The sequence below is a fragment of the Salmonella sp. JXY0409-18 genome (genome assembly GCF_020268625.1).
Lineage (GTDB): Bacteria > Pseudomonadota > Gammaproteobacteria > Enterobacterales > Enterobacteriaceae > Salmonella > Salmonella enterica.
In genome coordinates this window covers 712,457-733,814 of the sequence record NZ_CP084216.1, presented here as the reverse complement: position 1 = coordinate 733,814, position 21,358 = coordinate 712,457, and the positions used below count along the sequence as shown (strand labels likewise).

16 protein-coding genes are annotated in these 21,358 nt (G+C 50.3%); 7 read left to right on the top strand and 9 right to left on the bottom strand.

Annotation, left to right across the window (positions count from 1 at the left end):
- Nucleotides 1–630: 630 nt before the first annotated feature.
- The 3 genes from LDB27_RS03520 to LDB27_RS03510 all read right to left on the bottom strand — a co-directional run bounded on the left by LDB27_RS03520 (nucleotide 631) and on the right by LDB27_RS03510 (nucleotide 3,380).
- Complete coding sequence (locus tag LDB27_RS03520; RefSeq protein WP_000540892.1) at nucleotides 631–1,554, bottom strand: polysaccharide deacetylase family protein; 924 nt, start codon at nucleotides 1,552–1,554, stop codon at nucleotides 631–633.
- Between the two features lie 38 nt (nucleotides 1,555–1,592).
- Nucleotides 1,593–2,471: a carbon-nitrogen hydrolase family protein gene (locus tag LDB27_RS03515; protein WP_000089257.1), complete on the bottom strand. Its 879-nt coding sequence runs from the start codon at nucleotides 2,469–2,471 to the stop codon at nucleotides 1,593–1,595.
- A 312-nt stretch (nucleotides 2,472–2,783) separates the two neighbouring features.
- On the bottom strand, nucleotides 2,784–3,380 hold the full coding sequence (locus tag LDB27_RS03510) for a TetR/AcrR family transcriptional regulator (RefSeq protein ID WP_000428463.1): 597 nt from the start codon (nucleotides 3,378–3,380) through the stop codon (nucleotides 2,784–2,786).
- A 374-nt stretch (nucleotides 3,381–3,754) separates the two neighbouring features.
- On the opposite strand from LDB27_RS03510, the gene uidA reads away from it, so the two are divergent.
- From uidA to uidC, 3 genes are read left to right on the top strand one after another with little or no spacing between them, the layout of a single operon-like run.
- Nucleotides 3,755–5,566, top strand: a complete 1,812-nt coding sequence (uidA, locus tag LDB27_RS03505) for a beta-glucuronidase (RefSeq protein ID WP_000945953.1) — start codon at nucleotides 3,755–3,757, stop codon at nucleotides 5,564–5,566.
- Nucleotides 5,563–6,936, top strand: coding sequence for a glucuronide transporter (uidB, locus tag LDB27_RS03500; RefSeq protein ID WP_001075549.1), 1,374 nt, complete (start codon nucleotides 5,563–5,565; stop codon nucleotides 6,934–6,936). Before uidA ends, uidB begins: the two co-directional genes overlap by 4 nt.
- A gap of 35 nt (nucleotides 6,937–6,971) precedes the next feature.
- The gene (gene uidC, locus LDB27_RS03495; protein ID WP_000712677.1) at nucleotides 6,972–8,237 is read left to right on the top strand and encodes a glucuronide uptake porin UidC; all 1,266 of its coding nucleotides are present in this window, start codon (nucleotides 6,972–6,974) and stop codon (nucleotides 8,235–8,237) included.
- A gap of 79 nt (nucleotides 8,238–8,316) precedes the next feature.
- Here the strand turns inward: uidC and LDB27_RS03490 are convergent, their stop codons facing one another.
- Nucleotides 8,317–9,621 carry an MFS transporter gene (locus LDB27_RS03490; RefSeq protein ID WP_000784371.1) on the bottom strand — a complete coding sequence of 435 codons (1,305 nt, stop codon included), beginning with the start codon at nucleotides 9,619–9,621 and terminating at the stop codon, nucleotides 8,317–8,319.
- 404 nt (nucleotides 9,622–10,025) lie between these two features.
- Here LDB27_RS03490 and uxuA point away from each other — a divergent pair, with 404 nt between their 5' ends.
- The 3 genes from uxuA to uxaC all read left to right on the top strand — a co-directional run bounded on the left by uxuA (nucleotide 10,026) and on the right by uxaC (nucleotide 14,217).
- Nucleotides 10,026–11,210: a mannonate dehydratase gene (uxuA, locus tag LDB27_RS03485; RefSeq protein WP_000815491.1), complete on the top strand. Its 1,185-nt coding sequence runs from the start codon at nucleotides 10,026–10,028 to the stop codon at nucleotides 11,208–11,210.
- A 110-nt stretch (nucleotides 11,211–11,320) separates the two neighbouring features.
- Nucleotides 11,321–12,793, top strand: coding sequence for a fructuronate reductase (locus tag LDB27_RS03480; RefSeq protein WP_000437125.1), 1,473 nt, complete (start codon nucleotides 11,321–11,323; stop codon nucleotides 12,791–12,793).
- An 11-nt stretch (nucleotides 12,794–12,804) separates the two neighbouring features.
- Nucleotides 12,805–14,217, top strand: a complete 1,413-nt coding sequence (gene uxaC / locus LDB27_RS03475) for a glucuronate isomerase (RefSeq protein ID WP_000190182.1) — start codon at nucleotides 12,805–12,807, stop codon at nucleotides 14,215–14,217.
- A 299-nt stretch (nucleotides 14,218–14,516) separates the two neighbouring features.
- On the opposite strand, the gene LDB27_RS03470 is transcribed toward uxaC, so the two are convergent.
- Together LDB27_RS03470 and gss are read right to left on the bottom strand one after the other, a co-directional pair.
- Nucleotides 14,517–15,572, bottom strand: coding sequence for a methyl-accepting chemotaxis protein (locus LDB27_RS03470; RefSeq protein WP_000475253.1), 1,056 nt, complete (start codon nucleotides 15,570–15,572; stop codon nucleotides 14,517–14,519).
- Between the two features lie 669 nt (nucleotides 15,573–16,241).
- Complete coding sequence (gss, locus tag LDB27_RS03465) at nucleotides 16,242–18,098, bottom strand: bifunctional glutathionylspermidine amidase/synthase (protein WP_000033690.1); 1,857 nt, start codon at nucleotides 18,096–18,098, stop codon at nucleotides 16,242–16,244.
- A gap of 226 nt (nucleotides 18,099–18,324) precedes the next feature.
- Between gss and yghU the strand changes: the two genes are divergently transcribed.
- Nucleotides 18,325–19,191: a glutathione-dependent disulfide-bond oxidoreductase gene (gene yghU, locus LDB27_RS03460; RefSeq protein WP_000774852.1), complete on the top strand. Its 867-nt coding sequence runs from the start codon at nucleotides 18,325–18,327 to the stop codon at nucleotides 19,189–19,191.
- A gap of 67 nt (nucleotides 19,192–19,258) precedes the next feature.
- On the opposite strand, the gene LDB27_RS03455 is transcribed toward yghU, so the two are convergent.
- From LDB27_RS03455 to hybG, 3 genes are all read right to left on the bottom strand, one after another.
- Entirely contained in the window at nucleotides 19,259–19,969 is a 711-nt protein-coding gene (locus LDB27_RS03455) for a molybdate ABC transporter substrate-binding protein (RefSeq protein ID WP_023136686.1), read from the bottom strand.
- The gene (locus LDB27_RS03450) at nucleotides 19,969–21,021 is read right to left on the bottom strand and encodes an ABC transporter substrate-binding protein (protein WP_001032015.1); all 1,053 of its coding nucleotides are present in this window, start codon (nucleotides 21,019–21,021) and stop codon (nucleotides 19,969–19,971) included. Before LDB27_RS03450 ends, LDB27_RS03455 begins: the two co-directional genes overlap by 1 nt.
- Nucleotides 21,022–21,096: 75 nt before the next feature.
- Nucleotides 21,097–21,345: a hydrogenase maturation factor HybG gene (gene hybG / locus LDB27_RS03445; RefSeq protein ID WP_000334890.1), complete on the bottom strand. Its 249-nt coding sequence runs from the start codon at nucleotides 21,343–21,345 to the stop codon at nucleotides 21,097–21,099.
- Between the last annotated feature and the right edge of the window lie 13 nt (nucleotides 21,346–21,358).

Genomic DNA, 21,358 nt, shown 5'->3' with positions numbered 1-21,358 from the left:
AACACAGCGTGAAAAGCGCCAGGTTTGCAGGGATTTTACCAACGTTTACCCACGTCTGATAAACGTTATTCCGCTGGTTGCAATGCAATAGAGGGTTTTGGCCCGCTGTGGCCAAATACAATTGAGGTTATACTGAACGCTCTCTGCCATATTCAATCCCTTTTATCGCAAAGTATCCCTGGTGCCGGTATCACAGCGTCATTATTCAAAAATTGACATTTCAGAATAATAATCAGCTATATATAAAAAACACATCAAAAAGCAAATATCAACTTAATTTTTACTTATTTAATAAAAAACCCCAAATTGATTTACATCAATTAACACATACAAAAACACTAAAAATCAAAGCGTTAAATAAAAATTAATCACTATGGAAATTTTATTTTTCTTAATACTCACATTATAAATGTTATTTGCTTATTTTCCTGTGAACACTAAAAAATGATTTAAATCAAAAAACAAACTATTCTCGTTGATTAACGTTTTGACCGAAATAAAAAAGATTTTATACGTCCCGGGATAGTCTCCCTTTCTGATGGACAATATGCATTAACGAGCGGGCAAACAGGTAACTTCTGCCCGGGTAATCCGTTACCCGACTGATATTAACATTGTCATGAGGTGATATCATTTGCCTGGCCAGCCATAATCATCCGGAACCGGCGCTACGCCACGAACATCAGGACGGAGCATTTTTTGTCGATCCTCTTCGTCATCCACCCAGACACTGGCTATCTCTTCACAGGTTGCAAACCATACGCCATCATGCCCTTTAATATGTTCAATCAAGCGTGACAACATCATCATATGATGCCCATGACCGATTATCTGCGGATGAAGGGCCATCGCATATAAACCGTTTTCCTGATGGTTATAAGCATAGGTAAAAATATCCTTCCAGCGTCGCAGAACACCGTCAGTATCGCTCATCCCCTCCTGGTTGCCGGTATACGCCAGTGCGGGAAAATCATCCAGATACCAGCTAACAGGAATTTCCAGAATCGCGCTGGCCGGGCCTGCGATATTTCCCGTCTCCCAATTCACCTGCCAACGTTGAGGATGGTAAGGCACAAGATCTCTCGCCATCAGGCTACTGTCATAGAGAAAACCGGCTTCCTCCAGAAGATCCAGCGTATTCTCGCTATAATCCCAATAGGGAGAACGGTATCCCACAGGACGTATGCCGAAATGTCTTTTATAACAGGCGAACGCCAGATCCATAAGTCGGCGCTCTGTATCACGATTCACCAGCGTCGGATTTTCATGATAGTAGCCATGGTGAGCGATTTCATGCCCGGCATCAAAAATCGCTTTACTGATTTCCGGGAAGGTGTCTACAGTGTGTCCGGGAATAAAAAAGGTGGTTTTGATATTATTTTCTTTGAACAATTTCAGAAGCCTTGGTACGCCAACTTGTGCACCAAACTCTCCTCGTGACATAAAGGATGGCGACGGTCGATTAAATCCGCCCAGCCATAAAGACTGAGCATCTACATCGACACCAAGATTGACCGCAATCCTTTTACCCTCAGGTAATTTTAAATATCCCATAACGACCTCCAGCTAATACATAGAAGGGACACATTCTGTTATTTAATGTGTGATGGCCAGATATTATATATGCCTGCTTTTCTGCGTCTGTCCTTGAACGTTGTTGCTGCCCCCCCAAGTCTATTTTCATATAGAACATCGAGGTTAATTTCTCCTGAAATGACATCCTCTTGATTGACGTGCGCCTCTGCGATAATACCTTGTGGATTTTTCCACACGACATCACAGGGGCTTAAAATTGAACTTCGGGCCCAGCAGCCTGGCAGTGGTCCACCCGGGTTTCCGCCCAGGCAACAGTGAACAAGATAAATTTGATTTTCAATACAACGTGCGTGGCAACAATGCCTGACTCGCCAAAATCCCTGTTCAGTAAACGTAGCGGAAGGCGTTAAAATTAACTCCACACCCTGTTCCACCAGCGTCGCGGCACACTCCGGTATTTCTGCTTCATAACAAATATTAAAACCCACCTTTGCAAATGGCAGTTGAAAAACAGCCATTTTATCGCCTTCCTGAGTATACCAACCCCGTTCAGCCGGAAAGATATGCGTCTTACTGTGAGCATAATGTTCGCCATCGGGTCCCCATATATGCGCAACATTCTCATAGCGATCTGCTCCGGTCTGCTCCAGATGAGAGCCAGCAATAATGAACTGTCCTCTTTCTTTCGCTTCCTGTTGAAAAAGCTGCTTATAGGCATCCGTGAACTGATCAATTAAAGTAAGGTGTGAAATGGGTCTTTCTTGCCATTTTTTCAATAGTGTAAATAGCTCAATGGTAAATAGCTCCGGGAAGATAACGACATCAGCTCCCTGACTTTTATTAAGAAGTATCCTTACCTTTGTTATGAAATCTTCAAAAGTGTTTATTTCAGTAACAATATACTGACAGGCTGAAACAGTAAAATTACGTGACATCGTGATATCCCCGGCATGAAATTTAAACTTAAATTAACGTATAGCGCATGGAGAATATTAGGGAGTGGGCATTACGACATCAGGTTATTTTTTGTGAAGCTACGCAAAATATATGGAGAAAAGAGTAGAAGCATTGAAGCTTTATTTACATAAAGGGGACTTTATCGATGATCGCAGCGAGACAGAGAGTCGATAAAAATCCAGGCGAAAAACAATAACCCTTACCACAATATTATTTTCATCATCTAAAAATAATCAGGCAAACTAAATGATAACGCGCTCGTATAAAACGAACGCGTATTTTTACCGACACTAGCTTGCAGAGTTGCATTTTAGTAGCCCGGTTAACATAGTTCTTAACGTCGTCGCAAAACTGACGTGCCGGGCATTCTCAGCAGAGCTGCTATCCGATAAAACACCATACGTGGTAGCTAATAATAGCCTTGCCGCCATTTCTTTATCCACATCGGCGCCAATTTCCCCCTTCGCCTGCGCATCGTTAAAACGTGCAACCAGCGAGGCGATAATAGTGTGGTATTTATTGGTTAGCATTTCCGCGACCTGAGGATTACGCATCCCTTCAGCCATAATCTCTACGACCAACGCCCGCTGCGCGCAGTCTTCACGCGTGACGGCAATAGTTGACTCCACCAGATAATCCACCAGCCCAACGCCCTCCAGCGGCTCACGAAAATGGGTTAGTGCTCTTTCCTGATCTTCTAAAATAATGGCTTCAATCAGGGCCTCTTTAGAGGGGAAGTGATGATAGAGTGTGCCGGGGCTCATGTCGCTGGCCTTACAGATCGTTTTCATTGATGTACTGTGAAAACCGTTTTCAGCAAAACACTGCCTGGCGGCGCGTAAAATTCGCATCCGCGTCGGTAGTGATTCGGTAAGTTTATTCTCCATTACGTTGACCCATTTTTCACTCTGCGTGGTGGCAGTGTACCCGGGCGCACTTCAGGCGCCTACTCTTCATCCTATTTTCTTTGATCCTCATGATATCCCTCCCGCCCCCTCCCCCTCACTTCCTGTATAAAAAACAGTAGAACGAACGTTCGATTGAACATTTTTTGCCATATGTCAACGGATGAAAATGGTTTTATGTGACAAAAGAAACAAAAATCAGGTTGCAATCCTGTTTTTTTTGATCCGCCTTAAGATCCTTCCTTTCTGCATTTTCCCTCTCGATCGCTGCGTGATAACTATTGCCTCAGACAACTGGTTAACTTGTTTTATTGCTGGTTGACCAATGAAAATTCATCAGGATTAAGGAGTGAACAATGTTACGTCCCGTAGAAACCCAGAGCCGCGAAATCAAAAAACTTGATGGACTGTGGTCGTTTTGCACGGATGCAGACGATTGCGGTATCGCGCAACAATGGTGGCGACAACCGCTCCCCCAAAGCCGCGCTATCGCCGTACCGGGTAGTTATAACGATCAGTTTGCCGATGCAGAGATCCGCAACTATGTCGGCAATGTCTGGTATCAGCTCAACGTCCGCATCCCCAAAGGCTGGGAGCATCAACGCATCGTTCTACGTTTTGATGCCGTCACGCATTATGGAAAGGTATGGGTAAATGACCACGCCGTGATGGAACACCAGGGAGGCTATACACCTTTCGAAGCGGATATCAGCCACCTGGCGGCAGCCGGAGAGAGCATACGTATCACAGTATGCGTCAATAACGAGCTGAGCTGGCAGACTATCCCTCCGGGGGTGGTGACCCGTGATGAAACGGGGAAAAGGCAGCAATCATACTTCCATGATTTCTTTAATTACGCCGGTATCCACCGTAGCGTCATGCTCTACACCACACCAAAAACGTTTGTTCAGGATATTACGGTGACGACGGAGGTCGCGAACGATCTCTCCCGGGCCACACTGAGCTGGCGGGTGGAGGCCAACGGTGAAGTACGCGTAGAACTGCGGGATGCCGGGCAGCATATTGTCGCCTACGGCGAAGGGGCAAAGGGCGAATTACAGATAGCAGCGCCACGATTATGGCAACCGGGCGAAGGATATCTGTACGAGCTGCGGGTTATCGCACAGCATCAGGACGAACGTGATGACTATCCGCTTCGGGTAGGAATCCGTAGCGTAGCGGTAAAAGGCGAACAGTTTCTGATAAATCATAAACCTTTTTATTTTACCGGCTTCGGTCGCCATGAAGATGCCGATCTACGAGGGAAAGGATTTGATAACGTGCTGATGGTACACGATCACGCGCTAATGTCGTGGATTGGCGCCAACTCTTATCGCACGTCGCACTATCCTTACGCCGAAGAGATGCTCGACTGGGCGGACGAGCATGGCATTGTCGTCATTGATGAAACAGCAGCTGTTGGTTTCAATCTCTCTTTAGGTATCGGCTTTGATTCCTGCGAAAAACCGAAGGCGCTATACAGCGAGGAAGGCGTCAATGATGAAACACAGCGGGCGCATCTCAAGGCTATTCAGGAATTGATCGCCCGCGATAAAAACCATCCCAGCGTGGTGATGTGGAGTATCGCGAATGAGCCGGATACCCGTCCAGAAGGCGCCAGAGACTATTTTGCGCCACTGGCGCAGGCCACGCGCGAACTGGACCCGACCCGCCCTATAACCTGCGTGAACGTCATGTTTTGCGATGTGGAAACCGACACCATCACCGACCTCTTCGATGTGGTGTGCCTGAACCGCTATTACGGTTGGTATGTACAAAGCGGCGATCTTGCGAAAGCAGAAAAAGTGCTGGAGAAAGAGTTACTGGCCTGGCAGGAGAAACTCCACCGCCCCATCATCATGACGGAATATGGTGTCGATACGCTGGCAGGGCTGCATTCGATGTACAGCGACATGTGGAGCGAAGAGTACCAGTGCGCCTGGCTGGAGATGTATCACCGAGTATTCGATCGCGTTAGCGCCGTTGTCGGCGAGCAGGTCTGGAACTTTGCCGATTTCGCGACTTCACAGGGCATTATGCGCGTCGGCGGTAATCGAAAAGGGATTTTTACCCGCGACAGAAGACCAAAATCGGCGGCCTTTATACTGCAAAAACGCTGGACCGGTATGACCTTCGGCGAAAAGCCACAGCAGGGAGAGAAATCATGAACCAGCCGCTTTCCTGGCGCGTTATCGTAGGCTACAGCCTGGGTGATGTTGCCAATAATTTCGCCTTCGCCATGGGGGCGCTGTTCCTGCTAAGTTATTACACCGACGTCGCAGGCGTCGGTGCCGCCGCTGCCGGTACGATGCTCTTACTGGTACGAATATTTGACGCCTTCGCCGATGTGGTGGCGGGACGCATAGTAGATAGTGTAAATACCCGCTGGGGGAAATTTCGCCCGTTCCTGCTGTTCGGATCGGCGCCGTTAATGCTGTTTAGCGTACTGGTATTCTGCGTCCCGGCAGAGTGGAGTCATAGCAACAAAGTTATTTACGCATATCTCACCTATATGGGACTTGGGTTCTGCTATAGCATGGTCAATATTCCCTATGGATCGCTGGCGACGGCAATGACTCAGGAACCGCGTTCGCGCGCCCGTCTCGGCGCGGCGCGCAGTATTGCGGCCTCGCTAACGTTTGTCTGTCTGGCCTTCCTGATCGGGCCGCGTATTACTCATTCCAGCCCGACAGAAATGGCGTCGGTCTACCTCTTCTGGACCATTATCCTGGCCATTGCCGGTATGGCGCTGTATTTCATCTGTTTTAAATCTACCCGCGAAAACGTGGTGCGTATCGTCGCGCAGCCGTCGTTAAAAATCAGTCTGCAAACGCTTAAACAGAACCGCCCGCTAATGATGCTTTGTACCGGCGCGCTATGCATTCTGATCTCGACCTTCGCCGTCAGCGCATCGTCACTGTTCTATGTACGCTATGTTTTGAATGATACCGCCCTTTTCTCGGTTATCGTGCTGGTACAAATGCTGGTAGGTTCTGTGGCGTCAGCACCTCTGGTTCCCCGTCTGGTGGCGAAGATAGGTAAGAAGAATACCTTCCTGGCGGGCGCCTTAATGGGCACCCTTGGGTATTTGCTTTTCTTTTATATGTCTGACCATTCAGTGCCCGTGGCCTTAACCGCTCTGGCGATTGCCGCTATTGGCCAGGGGATCACCATGACGGTAATGTGGGCGCTGGAGGCGGATACCGTGGAGTACGGCGAATATCTCACGGGCGTGCGCATAGAAGGTCTGACTTACTCGCTATTTTCTTTTACCCGTAAATGCGGCCAGGCTATCGGCGGTTCTATTCCGGCCTTTATTCTTGGGTTAAGTGGCTATATCGCCAATCAGACGCAGACGCCGGAAGTCATTACCGGTATCCGGATGTCTATATCGCTCATACCGTGCGGCTTTATGTTACTGGCTTTTATTATTATTTGGTTTTACCCATTAACGGATAATAAATTTAAGGAGATTGTTCAGGAGATAGATAAACGAAAACAGTCACAGCAACAACTTATTAAAGATTTTAATAAATAGCTTTTCGATAACAATAATATACAACAGGTTAAACAATGAAAAAATTCGCGAAGATAGCGGCTATTCCAATAGCAGTAGTCGCGGCCTGTCCTTCTGCCCTGGCCCTACAAATTTCTGATGATGAGTCCGCCTTACGTTTTAGACTGAAAAATGAGTTACGAAGAGCTGATAAGCCCAGCGCGGGCGCAGGCAGAGATATTTATGCCTGGGTTCAGGGTGGGTTAATTGATTTTAATAGCAGCTATTATTCACAACGGATCGGCGTCGAGGGTAGCGCGTATTATGTTTATAAACTCGGTGCTCGCGATAATATGAGTACACGCTGGTACTTAGACGGACACGAGAGTTTCGGCTATGTGCTTGGCGCAATAAAAATAAAGCCAACAGAAAATAGCCGCTTAAAAATAGGTCGTTTTGGCACCGATTATAGTTATGGCAGCCTCCCCTGGCGAATTCCACTCATCGCCAGCAGCTCACAACGCACGCTACCGACCGCTTCCGAAGGCGCGCTGGGCTACCTGGCGCTGACGCCAAATGTAGAGTTCTGGGCAATGTGGCGTACCCGCGTTTTTCAGTGGACAGACTCAACGACCGGTATTCGCAATGAAGGCGTCTACAACAGTAAAACGGGTCAATATGATCATCATCGTCCACGCGCATTTTTCGCCGCCAGCTGGCACGACGAGAGCAGCCGCTATTCCATAGGCGGCTCGCAGCAAAACGATGTCTCCCGTCAGGTACAGGGTATCTTTGAAAAACGGATACCACTAGACGATGGTTATGCCCTGAAAGGCGAGCTGCTCGGTTTTTACGCCCGGCTGGAGGGGCTAAGTCGTTCATCCACCCAGCCTAATGAGACCAGGTTGGTTAGCGCTCAGTTTACCTGGAGCGCCCCCTGGGGCAGCCTGTTTGCCAGTGGCGGCTATCTGCAACACGCCATGAACGGCGCAGTAGTCGATACCGATATTGGTTATCCCTTCTCTTTAAGCCTCGATCGCAACCGGGAAGGCATGCAGTCCTGGCAGGCGGGCGTTAATTACCGTGTTACGCCACAGCTCACCATGACATTCGCGCCTGTCGTCACGCGCGGTTATGAGTCCAGCCAGCGCGCTGTTCAAATTAAGGGGGTGGGTCTGCTGGGAGCCATAAATTATCGTATTGAAGAGGGGTCGCTAGAGGGCATGAACATTTTTCTTGCCGCTGACAAAGGGCGCGAAAAACGCGACGGTAGCGCGCTGGGCGATCGCTTGAATTACTGGGATGTGAAAATGAGCATCCAGTATGATTTTATGCTCAGGTAAGATGAAGACGGCCACCCGAAGGTGGCCGTTAGAGGCCGGTAGCGCTTTCGCTTATCAGGCCTGTGAAACCGAGACAGCTTTAGCGGTGAGACGCCAGCGGCTGTTCCGTCATTGGCGGGTGGTGCTTTTCCGGATCTTTAATCAGTACCCACAGGATGATGGCGCCGATAATATCGAACAGACTGAGTGCAATGAAGAACGGGCCGTAACCGATAATAGCGACCAACGCCCCCATAAACAGGTTGAAGCTTAACTGTCCCATCCACGCCGCAGATCCTGCCAGACCGGCAACCGTCGCGACCTCATTTTTCTTGAACAGGTCAGCGCTCATGGTAATCACGACGGTAGACAGCGTCTGGTGCGCAAAACCGCCAATACTCATCAATGCAATGGCGACATACGGGTTAGTCGTAATGCTGACAAAACCGATCGAAATCATCAAAACAGCGCCGATGGTAAAGCTACAACGACGCGCATTGATCGTGGTCATGTGCATCTTTTCCATGAAGAACTTCGCCAGGAAACCGCCTGCAACGCAGCCAAAGTCCGCCGCCAGGAACGGCAACCAGGCAAACATGGCGATCTCTTTTAACGGCAGATGCATCACGTTAATCAGATACAGCGGCATCCAGAAACTCAGCGTTCCCCATGCCGGGTCAGCCAGAAAACGGGTAATCGCCAACGCCCAGAAGTTACGCTTTTTAACGATCTCTTTAACGGCCGGTTTTTTGTTATCGTCCTGGAGATAGCTTTCCTGGCCGTCTTCGATATAACGCAGCTCTTTGTGGGTGATCCACGGGTGTTTATTTGGCGAGTTATAAATCAGGAACCAGGTGATGGCGAACAGCACGCCGATCCCACCGGTAATCACAAACGCCATTTCAGTACCGATGCCGCTATCAGCAAAGGTCAGCATCGCCCAGACCACCAGCGGCGGCGCCAGCATCGCGCCAATCGAAGTACCGATATTAAACAGCCCCCCCGCAATACCACGTTCTTTCGTCGGGAACCATTCGGCGCTGGCTTTAATCCCGGCCGGAATCGCCGACGCTTCGGTCAGCCCCATCAGACCACGCAGAAATGCCAGGCTTATCCAGCCGCCGGCCAGCGCGTGCGCCATGTTGATCAGCGACCACAACAAGGCAAAGATAAAGAAGCCGATTTTCAGTCCGATGACATCCATCAAATAGCCGGTGATCGGCTGCGCAATGGTGTAACAAAGCTGGAAGGCGCTCACCACCCAGGAATATTGTTGCTCATCAAAATGGAGTTCTTTCATCATCGCTGGCGCCGCAACGCTAAGCGAGCTACGGGACAGGTAGTTTACGATGGTCCCTACGCAGACCAGGCCGATAATCCACCATCTTAATTTTGTCATCTTCATGATAAAGCCTCGTTAAAAAACATTAGCTCCGCGCCGTCTGACCTGTAGCGGGAAAACTGAAATCACAAAAATTGGTTGACCAATCAATATTTTCTCATCCGGACCGGTCAAAATCTGGCGGCAACTCCCGCACTTAGTATTCTTGAAATAAATACATCAACTCATTTCAAGTTGAATGGTGAATGCTTTTCACCCAGCAAAAATTGACACAGATCAAATAAATAAAATTGGCAGACCGTGAATGATGATATTTGTGATTTGGTTAGCCAATTTAGACAATAAGGTTGACATGAGAAAATTTTTGGTTGAATTTAGGAGCCTGAACGGGTTTACAAAGCACGTTTCGATGTTGGCTGGCAATGGGTCAACCACGAAGACGTTATCGCAAGAAGAGGAAACGAGATATGAAACAAACCTGGCGCTGGTACGGACCTAACGACCCGGTAACGCTGTCAGATGTACGCCAGGCTGGCGCAACCGGCGTGGTAACGGCGTTACACCATATCCCGAATGGAGAAATTTGGTCGGTAGACGAGATCCAGAAACGTAAAGCAATCGTTGAAGAGGCGGGTCTGGAGTGGTCTGTGGTAGAGAGCGTACCTATCCACGAAGACATCAAAACCCACACCGGTCAGTACGATTTATGGATCAAAAACTACCAGCAAACGCTACGTAACCTGGCGCAATGCGGTATCTATACGGTTTGTTATAACTTTATGCCGGTGCTGGACTGGACACGTACGGATCTGGAATACGTATTACCGGATGGTTCCAAAGCGTTGCGTTTTGACCAGATTGAATTCGCCGCGTTCGAACTGCACATCCTGAAGCGTCCGGGAGCAGAAGCCGACTATACGGCAGAAGAGATTGCTCAGGCAGAGCGGCGTTTCGCCACCATGAGCGAGGAAGACAAAGCACGTCTGACCCGCAACATTATTGCCGGTTTACCTGGCGCGGAAGAAGGCTATACGCTGGAGCAGTTCCGTCAACACCTGGCGACGTATAAAGATATTGATAAAGCAAAACTGCGTGAACATTTTGCCTATTTCCTGAAAGCCATTATTCCGGTTGCCGACGAGGTTGGCGTGCGTATGGCCGTTCACCCTGACGATCCGCCGCGCCCTATTCTCGGCCTGCCGCGCATTGTCTCTACCATTGAAGATATGCAATGGATGGTGGAAACCGTTAATAGCATGGCGAACGGCTTCACCATGTGTACCGGATCTTACGGCGTGCGCGCCGACAACGATCTGGTTGATATGATCAAGCAATTTGGTCCGCGCATCTACTTTACGCATCTGCGTTCTACGCTGCGCGAAGAGAATCCGAAGACCTTCCACGAGGCCGCCCATTTGCACGGCGATGTGGATATGTATGAAGTCGTTAAAGCGATTGTGGAAGAAGAGCACCGTCGTAAAGCCGAAGGTAGCGACGATCTGATCCCGATGCGTCCGGACCACGGTCATCAGATGCTGGACGATCTGAAGAAGAAAACGAATCCGGGTTATTCCGCCATTGGCCGTCTGAAAGGGCTTGCGGAAGTCCGCGGCGTCGAACTGGCTATCCAGCGCGCTTTCTTTAGCAAATAACCTTCTTTCGCATGGCGCGACGCGTCATGCGATTTCCCCTACTCAATGCAATAGCAACATGCCTCGCCCCGGAGATCGCGGGCGAAGACGTCGAATGACAGGAGTTTGCAATGGAACAGAATATCGCCACCGCCCAGGTTTCCGTCGCCCGCCCAAACTGGGACAAATCACGTCTGGTATCCCGTATTGTGCATCTGGGCTGCGGGGCGTTTCACCGCGCGCACCAGGCGCTCTTTACCCATCATTTACTGGAAAAGAGCGACAGCGACTGGGGCATTTGTGAAGTGAACCTGATGCCGGGTAACGACGCGCGGCTGATCGCGAACCTGAAAGCGCAAAATCTGCTGTACACCGTTGCAGAACGCGGCGCAGAAAGTACCGAACTGAAAATTATCGGTTCAATGAAAGAAGCGCTACACCCTGAATTCGACGGTCATGCAGGGATTCTGGCGGCAATGGCGCGCCCGGAAACCGCCATCGTCTCCTTAACCGTGACCGAAAAAGGCTACTGCACCGACCCCGCCAGCGGCGAGCTTGATGTCAATAACCCGCTGATCCAAAACGATCTTGCCCATCCACAGCAGCCTAAATCCGCCATTGGCTATATTGTCGAAGCGCTAAACATGCGCCGGGAGCAAGGACTGAAAGCTTTTACCGTGCTGTCGTGTGATAACGTGCGCGAGAATGGTCACGTCGCGAAGGCTGCCGTCCTCGGTCTGGCAAAAGCTCGCGATGCCGCCCTCGCCGCATGGATTGCCGACAATGTGACCTTCCCCTGTACCATGGTTGACCGCATTGTTCCGGCGGCGACCGAAGAAACGCTACAACTGGTTGCCGACCAGTTAGGGGTTTATGATCCCTGCGCTATCGCCTGCGAACCCTTCCGCCAGTGGGTCATCGAAGATAACTTTGTGAATGGTCGCCCGGACTGGGACACCGTCGGCGCGCAATTCGTTGCAGACGTCGTACCGTTTGAGATGATGAAGCTGCGTATGCTTAACGGCAGTCACTCTTTCCTCGCCTATCTGGGTTATCTCGGCGGGTATGACACTATCGCCGATACCATGACCAACCCGGCTTACCGTCGCGCGGCGCTGGCGCTGATGCTTGATGAACAAGCGCCGACGTTGTCAATGCCGGAAGGCACCGATCTGGAAGGGTATGCGAATTTGTTGATTGCGCGTTTCACTAACCCCTCGTTGAAACACCGCACCTGGCAGATCGCGATGGATGGCAGTCAGAAACTGCCGCAGCGTTTGTTGGACCCGGTACGTCTGCACTTACAACAGGGCGATGACTATCGCCACCTGACGCTGGGCGTCGCCGGATGGATGCGTTACGTCGGCGGTGTCGATGAACAAGGTAAAACCATTGATGTCGTCGATCCGCTGCTCGCGCAGTATCAGGCGATTCATCAGCAATATCAGACGCCGGAAGAACGCGTTCGCGGGCTACTGGCCATCGAATCTATCTTTGGCAGCGACCTGCCGAAGAACCACGAATTTGTGCAAGCCGTTACCGACGCTTACCAACAGCTATTGCAGAACGGCGCGAAAGCCACGGTAGAAGCGCTGGCTAAGTAAGGAGATAAATCATGGCTACGTTTATGACTGAAGATTTTCTACTTAAAAACGACATTGCCCGCACGCTGTACCATAAATACGCCGCGCCCATGCCGATTTATGACTTCCACTGCCATTTAAGTCCGCAGGAAATCGCCGACGATCGCCGTTTCGATAACCTCGGTCAGATCTGGCTGGAAGGCGACCACTATAAATGGCGAGCGCTACGAAGCGCAGGCGTGGATGAGTCGCTGATCACCGGCAAAGAGACCAGCGATTATGAAAAATATATGGCCTGGGCCAATACCGTACCAAAAACGCTGGGCAATCCGCTGTATCACTGGACGCACCTTGAACTACGCCGTCCATTTGGCATTACAGGTACGCTGTTCGGACCGGATACCGCGGAAAGTATCTGGACGCAGTGTAATGAGAAACTGGCGACGCCGGCCTTTTCCGCGCGCGGTATTATGCAGCAGATGAATGTGCGGATGGTCGGAACCACCGACGACCCGATAGATTCTCTGGAATATCACCGCCAGATAGCCGCCGACGACAGCATTGATATTGAAGTCGCGCCAAGCTGGCGCCCCGACAAAGTTTTCAAAATCGAACTGGACGGCTTTGTCGATTACCTGAGGAAACTGGAAGCGGCGGCAGATGTCAGCATTACCCGTTTCGACGATTTACGTCAGGCGCTCACTCGCCGTCTCGACCATTTCGCCGCCTGCGGCTGTCGCGCGTCCGATCATGGCATTGAAACGCTGCGATTTGCGCCGGTGCCCGACGACGCGCAGCTTGACGCCATTCTGGGCAAACGTCTGGCTGGCGAAACGTTGAGCGAACTTGAGATCGCCCAGTTTACCACGGCGGTGCTGGTCTGGCTGGGCCGTCAGTACGCCGCGCGCGGCTGGGTGATGCAGCTACATATTGGCGCGATCCGTAATAATAATACCCGTATGTTCCGCCTGCTGGGGCCGGATACCGGCTTTGACTCCATTGGCGATAATAACATTAGCTGGGCGCTCTCCCGTTTGCTCGACAGTATGGATGTGACCAATGAACTGCCCAAGACTATCCTCTATTGCCTGAACCCACGTGATAACGAAGTCCTGGCGACCATGATCGGTAACTTCCAGGGGCCGGGAATTGCCGGAAAAGTGCAGTTTGGTTCCGGCTGGTGGTTTAACGATCAGAAAGACGGGATGCTGCGCCAATTGGAGCAACTGTCGCAAATGGGCCTGTTAAGTCAGTTTGTCGGGATGCTGACCGACTCCCGCAGTTTCCTTTCTTATACGCGACATGAATATTTCCGTCGTATTCTCTGTAACCTGCTGGGACAGTGGGCGCAGGACGGAGAGATTCCTGATGATGAAGCGATGCTAAGCCGTATGGTTCAGGATATCTGCTTCAATAATGCCCAACGTTATTTCACGATTAAATAATCGCTATTAATCTGTGAGCACAGGTTTCAGGTATTCCGAGGGGCAGGAAGGCGGTAAGAGAGTGAGAAATTTAGCAGTAACGCACTTTTCCAGCCAAAGTCTGGCCGCCGATAAAAAGCAAAGAGGTTGCTGATTAATCCCGAATCACTTACTAAGGTAAGTGATTCGGGTGAACAAACACAGCCATCTTCTGCGTCATGCTTCTTTTCTCTGTCCGGAATAACTCCAGTGCAGAAAGTGCGATACATCAGTCCTGTTGATGATGGCTCCTGTTGGTTATACGGTAATAACTCATGACTTCACAGTGTGGTTTCTTTTAACAAATCGACAGCCAGCATTTCCAGCTGGTTAACCACCTCATTACTGGATCGCTCCATTCTGTCAAGTTCTTGCGACATCGCATTCATATCGCCTGCGGCAAAATAGTTCAGCGCAGAGTGACCAGCGGTATGCACCTCTTTATGCGGCGCTTCCAGACTACGGAAACTGTAGTAATTGCTAAACTGCTGCCCTTCGAAACCATAGTACCATTTCCCCAGCCGACACTGATCGTGCATCGTTATTTTACTGTTTATGTCTTTATTTAAGAGTAATTTGTAGACTTCCATTTTCCAGATAACATGGTCAACTTTGACAATATTCAAAAACTGCACCGTAGAGATGTACTGCATGACCGATTTCATGCTCAGCGATTTATCGATGACGATGCCAATAGACTCCACAATTTGATTTATGTTAGTCGTAATATTATCAATAACCGGCTGTTGGTTATCCAGCACCTCACTCACTCTGGCCGTATTATCTTTGATTACAGAGGTTAACGTACTGACGCTTTTCGAACTGTGTTTAACATCTTCGGACAGGTTTTTCACCTCTTTCGAAATAACGCTAAAACCACGCCCGGCATCCCCTACGCGCGCGGCCTCGATCGCGGAGTTAATCGCTATCAAATTGGTCTGGTTAGCGATCTTCTGTATCTCTTTAATACACGCATTAATTTGCGTTAAGGAGGTATTTAAGTCGCCCATACGACAGCCAATATCCGATGAAGTCGTGCCAATTTCGGTGATAAATTCCACGAGCGATTTTAATGAACTTCTGGCTTTATCATTCTGTTCGTTAAGTTCATTAATGCGTTCTTTTTCAATGTTGAGCTGCTCACAGGACTTAATGATGGCATTACGAATGATATCGATCGTCGAGATCCCCATCAGAATTTTTTGACACAATATCCGCTCATAAGGCTCAGGAGTATCCACCACCACGTCAGACGCATTAGCGCCAGATTCTGCTGGCGGCGGTATTTTTACAACATTATTATTCCAGTGGCGCAAGCCTAATACTTTTTTAAACATATACCATTCTCCTTATTATATGTGGACATCCTGATCTATGCCTGGATAAAGTATTATCAACTCATGCTAACATAATGAAAAATCGGCTGTCATCTGCCATAACCATACGTTCACCAGAATAAGACAAAACGTCCACTAAACTTAAATAATTACAGAGCAAACTATTCAACAATACTATTAATAGTCATAATGGAAGTCGCTTCACTTTATACGGAAATATTATTTACAAGGCTGACAATAATAGTTGAATAATAATTAACTGCATTTACTTAGGTGTATCTATATCTCAGCCCGAAGATTGCAGACAGGGTTTAAACGCAAATTTTTGCAATAGAAAAATAACCTAACGTAAACTTTTTATATGACCAATAATATCATTTGGACTCATCAATATATTATGCTGTCCGTTTACCAACCAAACAGGCATGACCTAAATCCAAAGGGATAGGGGCGGCGTAACCAGCCGCAAAAAGTATCGAGTAGTCGAAAATCAGGAAACGGATGCGCCAACGCGGCGAGCGTCACCGCCTGCGTCAGAAAAGTTAAGAATAATTTGTGATATTATTTCTCATATGTTACCAGTAAATGTCAGGCTGACAGCCGTTCGCTGGTAAACACAACAGGCGGGATATCGGCACCAACGCCGATATCCCGACGAGAATGACCCCGTTACGCTTTGATGACGATTAACGGTTCAATATCGCTCTCTTTTTTAATGACTAATGAATCATCGCCGCGCAGGCACGTACCGCCGTAGTTACCGCCCACGGTAAACGTACAGACCTGAATATACTTCCCGGCGACCTTCGGCAGGCACCACAACTGCTGATAGATATTTTTCTGCGTGGCGAACTTGCCACTGGTTTTATCCAGGAGTTCTTCCTGATGACTCACCAAATCAATATTACTACCGCAACGTCCGGCAATCGGTTTTACCGCATAGCCGGTCTGCACCAGCTCATCGTTAACGGTAAAATCCGTGTCGAGCAAATAGCGATGATGTGGGAAGAGCGACCACAGGATGGGCAGGATCGCTTTGTTACCCGGGATCACCGTCCACAGCGGTTCAAACACCAACACTTCCGGGCGCAGTAATACATCAATCAGCCGGACTTCATTTTCCGGGTGCCCGGTACGAATAGGCACTGCGGCGTACTCCGTCTCGCTGACTTCGCGTATCTGCTCCATCGCCGTTTCCCACGCCCAGGTTTTCCAGACACAATTCACCAGCCGTCCGTCGCCATCGATCAACTGCCCGGCGTCATCCCAGCGCAACTCGCCCAGCCCGCGGAGAATTTTGCTCGCGAAGCCGGCCTGATGCAGCGCCTGCTGCATAAACTGCGCGTGATAGTCCTCCTCGATATCATCATCCTGCATGATATGGACGAAAGGACGCGCTTTACTGTGTTTCCAGGCGCCTGCCAGCTCGTTAATTAAGCCCTCTGCCGGGTTATGCCCTTTACCGGTATAGCCCTGCTCAGCCCATTTTTCGAGAATTAATCCCGCTTCGGTATGGCATGATGCGGAATCGGCATTGTATTCATAGACTTTCAGCCCGCGTTCATCCATGCAGAAATCCATACGACCGGTGATCATATGGTGACGACGGCGCTGCCAGGAGAGACGCAGGCGCGGCCAAAGAATTTTGGGGATATCGAATAGCGCCAGCAGATTATCGTCTTTTAAAACTTTGTCCGTGGCGTGCAGGTACATCAAATGCAACTCATTGGTCGCTTTGATAAGCTCCTGTTCAGCGCTCTCGGTGATGGTAAAATACTGGTACGGGTCCTGATTGATAACGTGTCCGTTCGCCTGTACATAGGCTTTTTGTAACGGATCGCGCTCATCCAACCACTGACCGTCAAACTGACCTTTCTCTGGCAGTCTTGCGCCGCGAATCGCCAGCGACTGATTCGCGATGTCAGGCTGTGACAAACTGTATTGCGTGTCGTCGGTCTGGATCATCCAGCCTAAAATCGTCGTGTCATCAAAGGTGTCGCGCAGGGTGTAACACCCGTTTTCTACGACCATTTCCAGTTCGCGAGTCCACTGCTGCCCTGGCGGCAATGGCGTGTGGATAACGTTTTGCTCAGCAATACGAATTTTGTTATCCAGGAGTTGGGTGATAATCGCGACGTGCCCGGTTTCGTTAAACTCGCCGCCCTTTTGCCAGATGAGCAGCGCCCCGGCCTCCGGCGCGCGCGGCGAACCGTTCGGGAAGGCCTGCAAAGGCAAAATATTGTCATTCACGACCTCGCGCAGAAAACGCAGCGAGAAGATTTCCCAGGCCATGCCGACGTCAGTAAAAACAACGCCATAATTCAGAAAGAGAAAACGGCGGGCAAATTCCACGCACTGCCATTTATGCCCCATGTATTCATCGTCGATGTAGCTACGAAAAGCTGCGTCGTCGTCGTCCCACGGATCGAGGGAATTGTAATCTGAAGAGTAGATCGCTACGCCGCCGGGGGCGTAACCCAATAATGTCCCGAAGGGGGCATCCTGACTGGTGGTTCCTTTGCTCATGCACTTACCTCAAAACAAGACCGCCTGAGCAGCCTGGCGTAATTTCGCTCTGATTGTCTGCTCTGTGACACTAACCGGACAGAGGTCGACATAATCATACACCTCAATAAGGCACACTGAGGCCAGAAGGTTAAAATTTCACTCGCCGGAATGTCCCAATCGGTTAAATGTCCGGTTAGCAAGCTGCTACACTGCTTCAACACCACCACTGTGAAGGCAGGTCAATATGGCAGATAATACTTATCAACCCGCAAAAGTCTGGACGTGGGATAAATCCGGCGGCGGCGCGTTCGCTAACATTAATCGCCCGGTTTCCGGCCCGACGCACGACAAAACGCTGCCCGTCGGCAAACATCCGTTACAGCTTTATTCGCTGGGGACGCCTAACGGCCAGAAAGTGACCATTATGCTGGAAGAGCTCCTGGCGCTGGGCGTGACCGGCGCCGAATATGACGCCTGGTTGATTCGCATCGGCGAGGGCGATCAGTTCTCCAGCGGCTTTGTTGACATCAATCCGAACTCAAAAATCCCGGCGCTGCGCGATAACTCACACAACCCGCCGATTCGAGTTTTTGAGTCGGGCGCAATTCTTGTTTATCTGGCGGATAAGTTTGGCCATTTCCTGCCGCAGGATCTGGCTAAGCGCACAGAAACCCTTAACTGGTTGTTCTGGCTACAGGGCGCGGCGCCGTTCCTCGGTGGCGGTTTCGGTCATTTCTATCATTATGCGCCGGTAAAAATTGAGTACGCCATTAATCGCTTCACCATGGAAGCCAAGCGTCTGCTGGACGTGCTGGATAAGCAGTTAGCTCATCACCCGTATGTCGCGGGAGAAGAGTACACTATTGCCGATATGGCCATCTGGCCGTGGTTCGGCAACGTGGTGCTGGGGAATGTCTATGATGCAGCGGAGTTTCTGGATGCCGGAAGTTATCAAAACGTACAACGCTGGGCGAAACAGGTAGCCGAACGTCCGGCGGTAAAGCGGGGGCGCATTGTCAACCGGACCAACGGCCCATTGAACGAACAGCTTCACGAACGCCATGACGCCAGCGACTTCGAAAACCATACCGAAGATAAACGTCAAAGTTAAACCATAATGCCGGATGGGGTAGTAATGTCGTCATCCGGCATGGTATTCCCTGCTGACGCTTCGCTTATCAGTTCTGCGAGCGTGTCATATGCGGCGCTTCACTAAACCCATGTTGCATGAGAATCGACCTCGCCCGTGCTGATAGTAAAAAGTCGGCAAGCGTTTTTCCCTGCTCGCTCAGGCAGGCAAAGCCATATTCAGCCACGGGATTATAAGGTTCCGGGATATCAACCACTCGCAGCGAATTAACCAGCCGTAGCCTGGGAGCATAGCTGGCATAGCCGATAAAGATATCGGTGTAATCATGATTGATGAGCCATTCCGCCGCCAGCCGGCCCGCCGGTAACGGCAAAGTCTGCCTGCCGCCAACCAGCGCTACCGCGCGTTTTCGGACCGCTTCGCCTTCCTTGCCCATCCGCGAAAAAAGCTGTTGCGTATAATCGCCGGAAGGATCGCAACCTGCTGTTGAGGTGCCGATCCGCAGATCCCGCCGGGTTAACAGCGACAGCCAGTCCTCGCCTTCACGCATCGCCTGTGCCCGCACGCTCAGACACAAACGGTTCGTCGTAAAAGGCGCGACCCGCAGCGCCCGCCCGCTTTCCAGCAGCGCCTGCGGATGCGCCAGGTTCGCCGAAGCAAAAAAGTCGCACGCTTCGCCCGCTTCGATGCGTTCACGTAACAACCCCGCCGGACCGAAATCACATACCGCATCCGCCTGAAACGCCGCCATTAGCTGCGGCCAGACGACACGCAAGCTCCCCGCAGCCAGTATTCGCATCACTGTACGCCCTGATAGTCAGTACGGTAAAAACGTTGATACCAGTCGTTAGCGGCCTTTTGCATGTCAATATCGTGGAATTTTTCCGGATAGAGTTTTTTCGCCATCCACAGTTCGCCGATTCCCACCGCCTCCGGCATCGGATATCCCCAGGCTTTGGCATAATCCGGCATCAGGTAAACCCGATGATGCTTCACCGCGTCAATGACCTGCCACTGGGGATTGTGCAGGATCTCATTGACGACCTTTGGATAGCGATTCTGGACAAAGATCACCTGTGGATCCCAGGCGATCACCTGCTCCATTGTCACCTGCTTAAAGCCTTTCACCGAGGATGCCGCTACATTCAGCGCCCCCGCATGGGCCATCATCAGACCGGTATATTTACCGGAACCGTAGGTGGTCAGCTCCGGATTCGCCATATAGGCGCGAACCCGCTCATTTTCAGGAACCGACTGCAAACGGTCGCTGACCATTTTGCGACCTTTATCCATCGCCTCAATCAGCGCTTTCGCCTCCTGCGGTTTATTGACGATATCGCCAATCAGCGTTATTCCTTCACGCAGCCCGCGGTTGTAAGCCTGCTCTTCATCGGCCAGGGTCGGGTTCATTTTAGCCTGCTCGCCAACAACATCATGGCGCAGCGAAATCGCCACCACCGGAATGCCAAGACGGCTGATCTTGTCGATCATCTCCTGCGGAGCGTAATTCGTGACAAACACCACCTGCGGGTGCAGCGCCACCAGTTTTTCAGGATCAACGTGCGTTAGATCGCCCAGCGAGGCTTTTTGCGCCAGTTCCGGCGCCAGACGCGCATAGCCGTCGCCTAATTGCTGTTTCCAGTTCGCCATGACCCCAACGATTTTGTCAGTGGCATTCATCTGTACAAGGAGATTGAGCGTTTGATGCTGGAGCACCACCACTCTGTCGACGGTGTCGGGAACAGTGACCTGGCGGCCAAGTTGATCGGTAAAAGTACGCGCCGCCTGTGACATTAACGGCCAGCAAAAAAGCAACGCCAGCAGAGAGAGCTGGCGCAAAAATTTATTCATAGGTTTCGCCCCACAATCGATATATAAATAATTATACAACGATTATAGAGCGATATAATAGAGGTGATTAAGGGATCACGCGCTGGTGATGTCGTACTCCATGCGGCGCAGCGCATCTAACGTGGCTTTCGCCTCGTCTTCGTCAATGATGCTCATCGCAAAACCAACGTGTACCAATACCCATTGCCCTATCAGCTCGGCTGGCTTACCTTCACAAATCAGAGCAATATTGACATCACGTTTGATGCCACACACTTCCACCTGCGCAAGCTGGTGAATATCATCTCCGACGGCCAGCACCTGACCGGGGACGCCAATACACATAATTAACCACCTG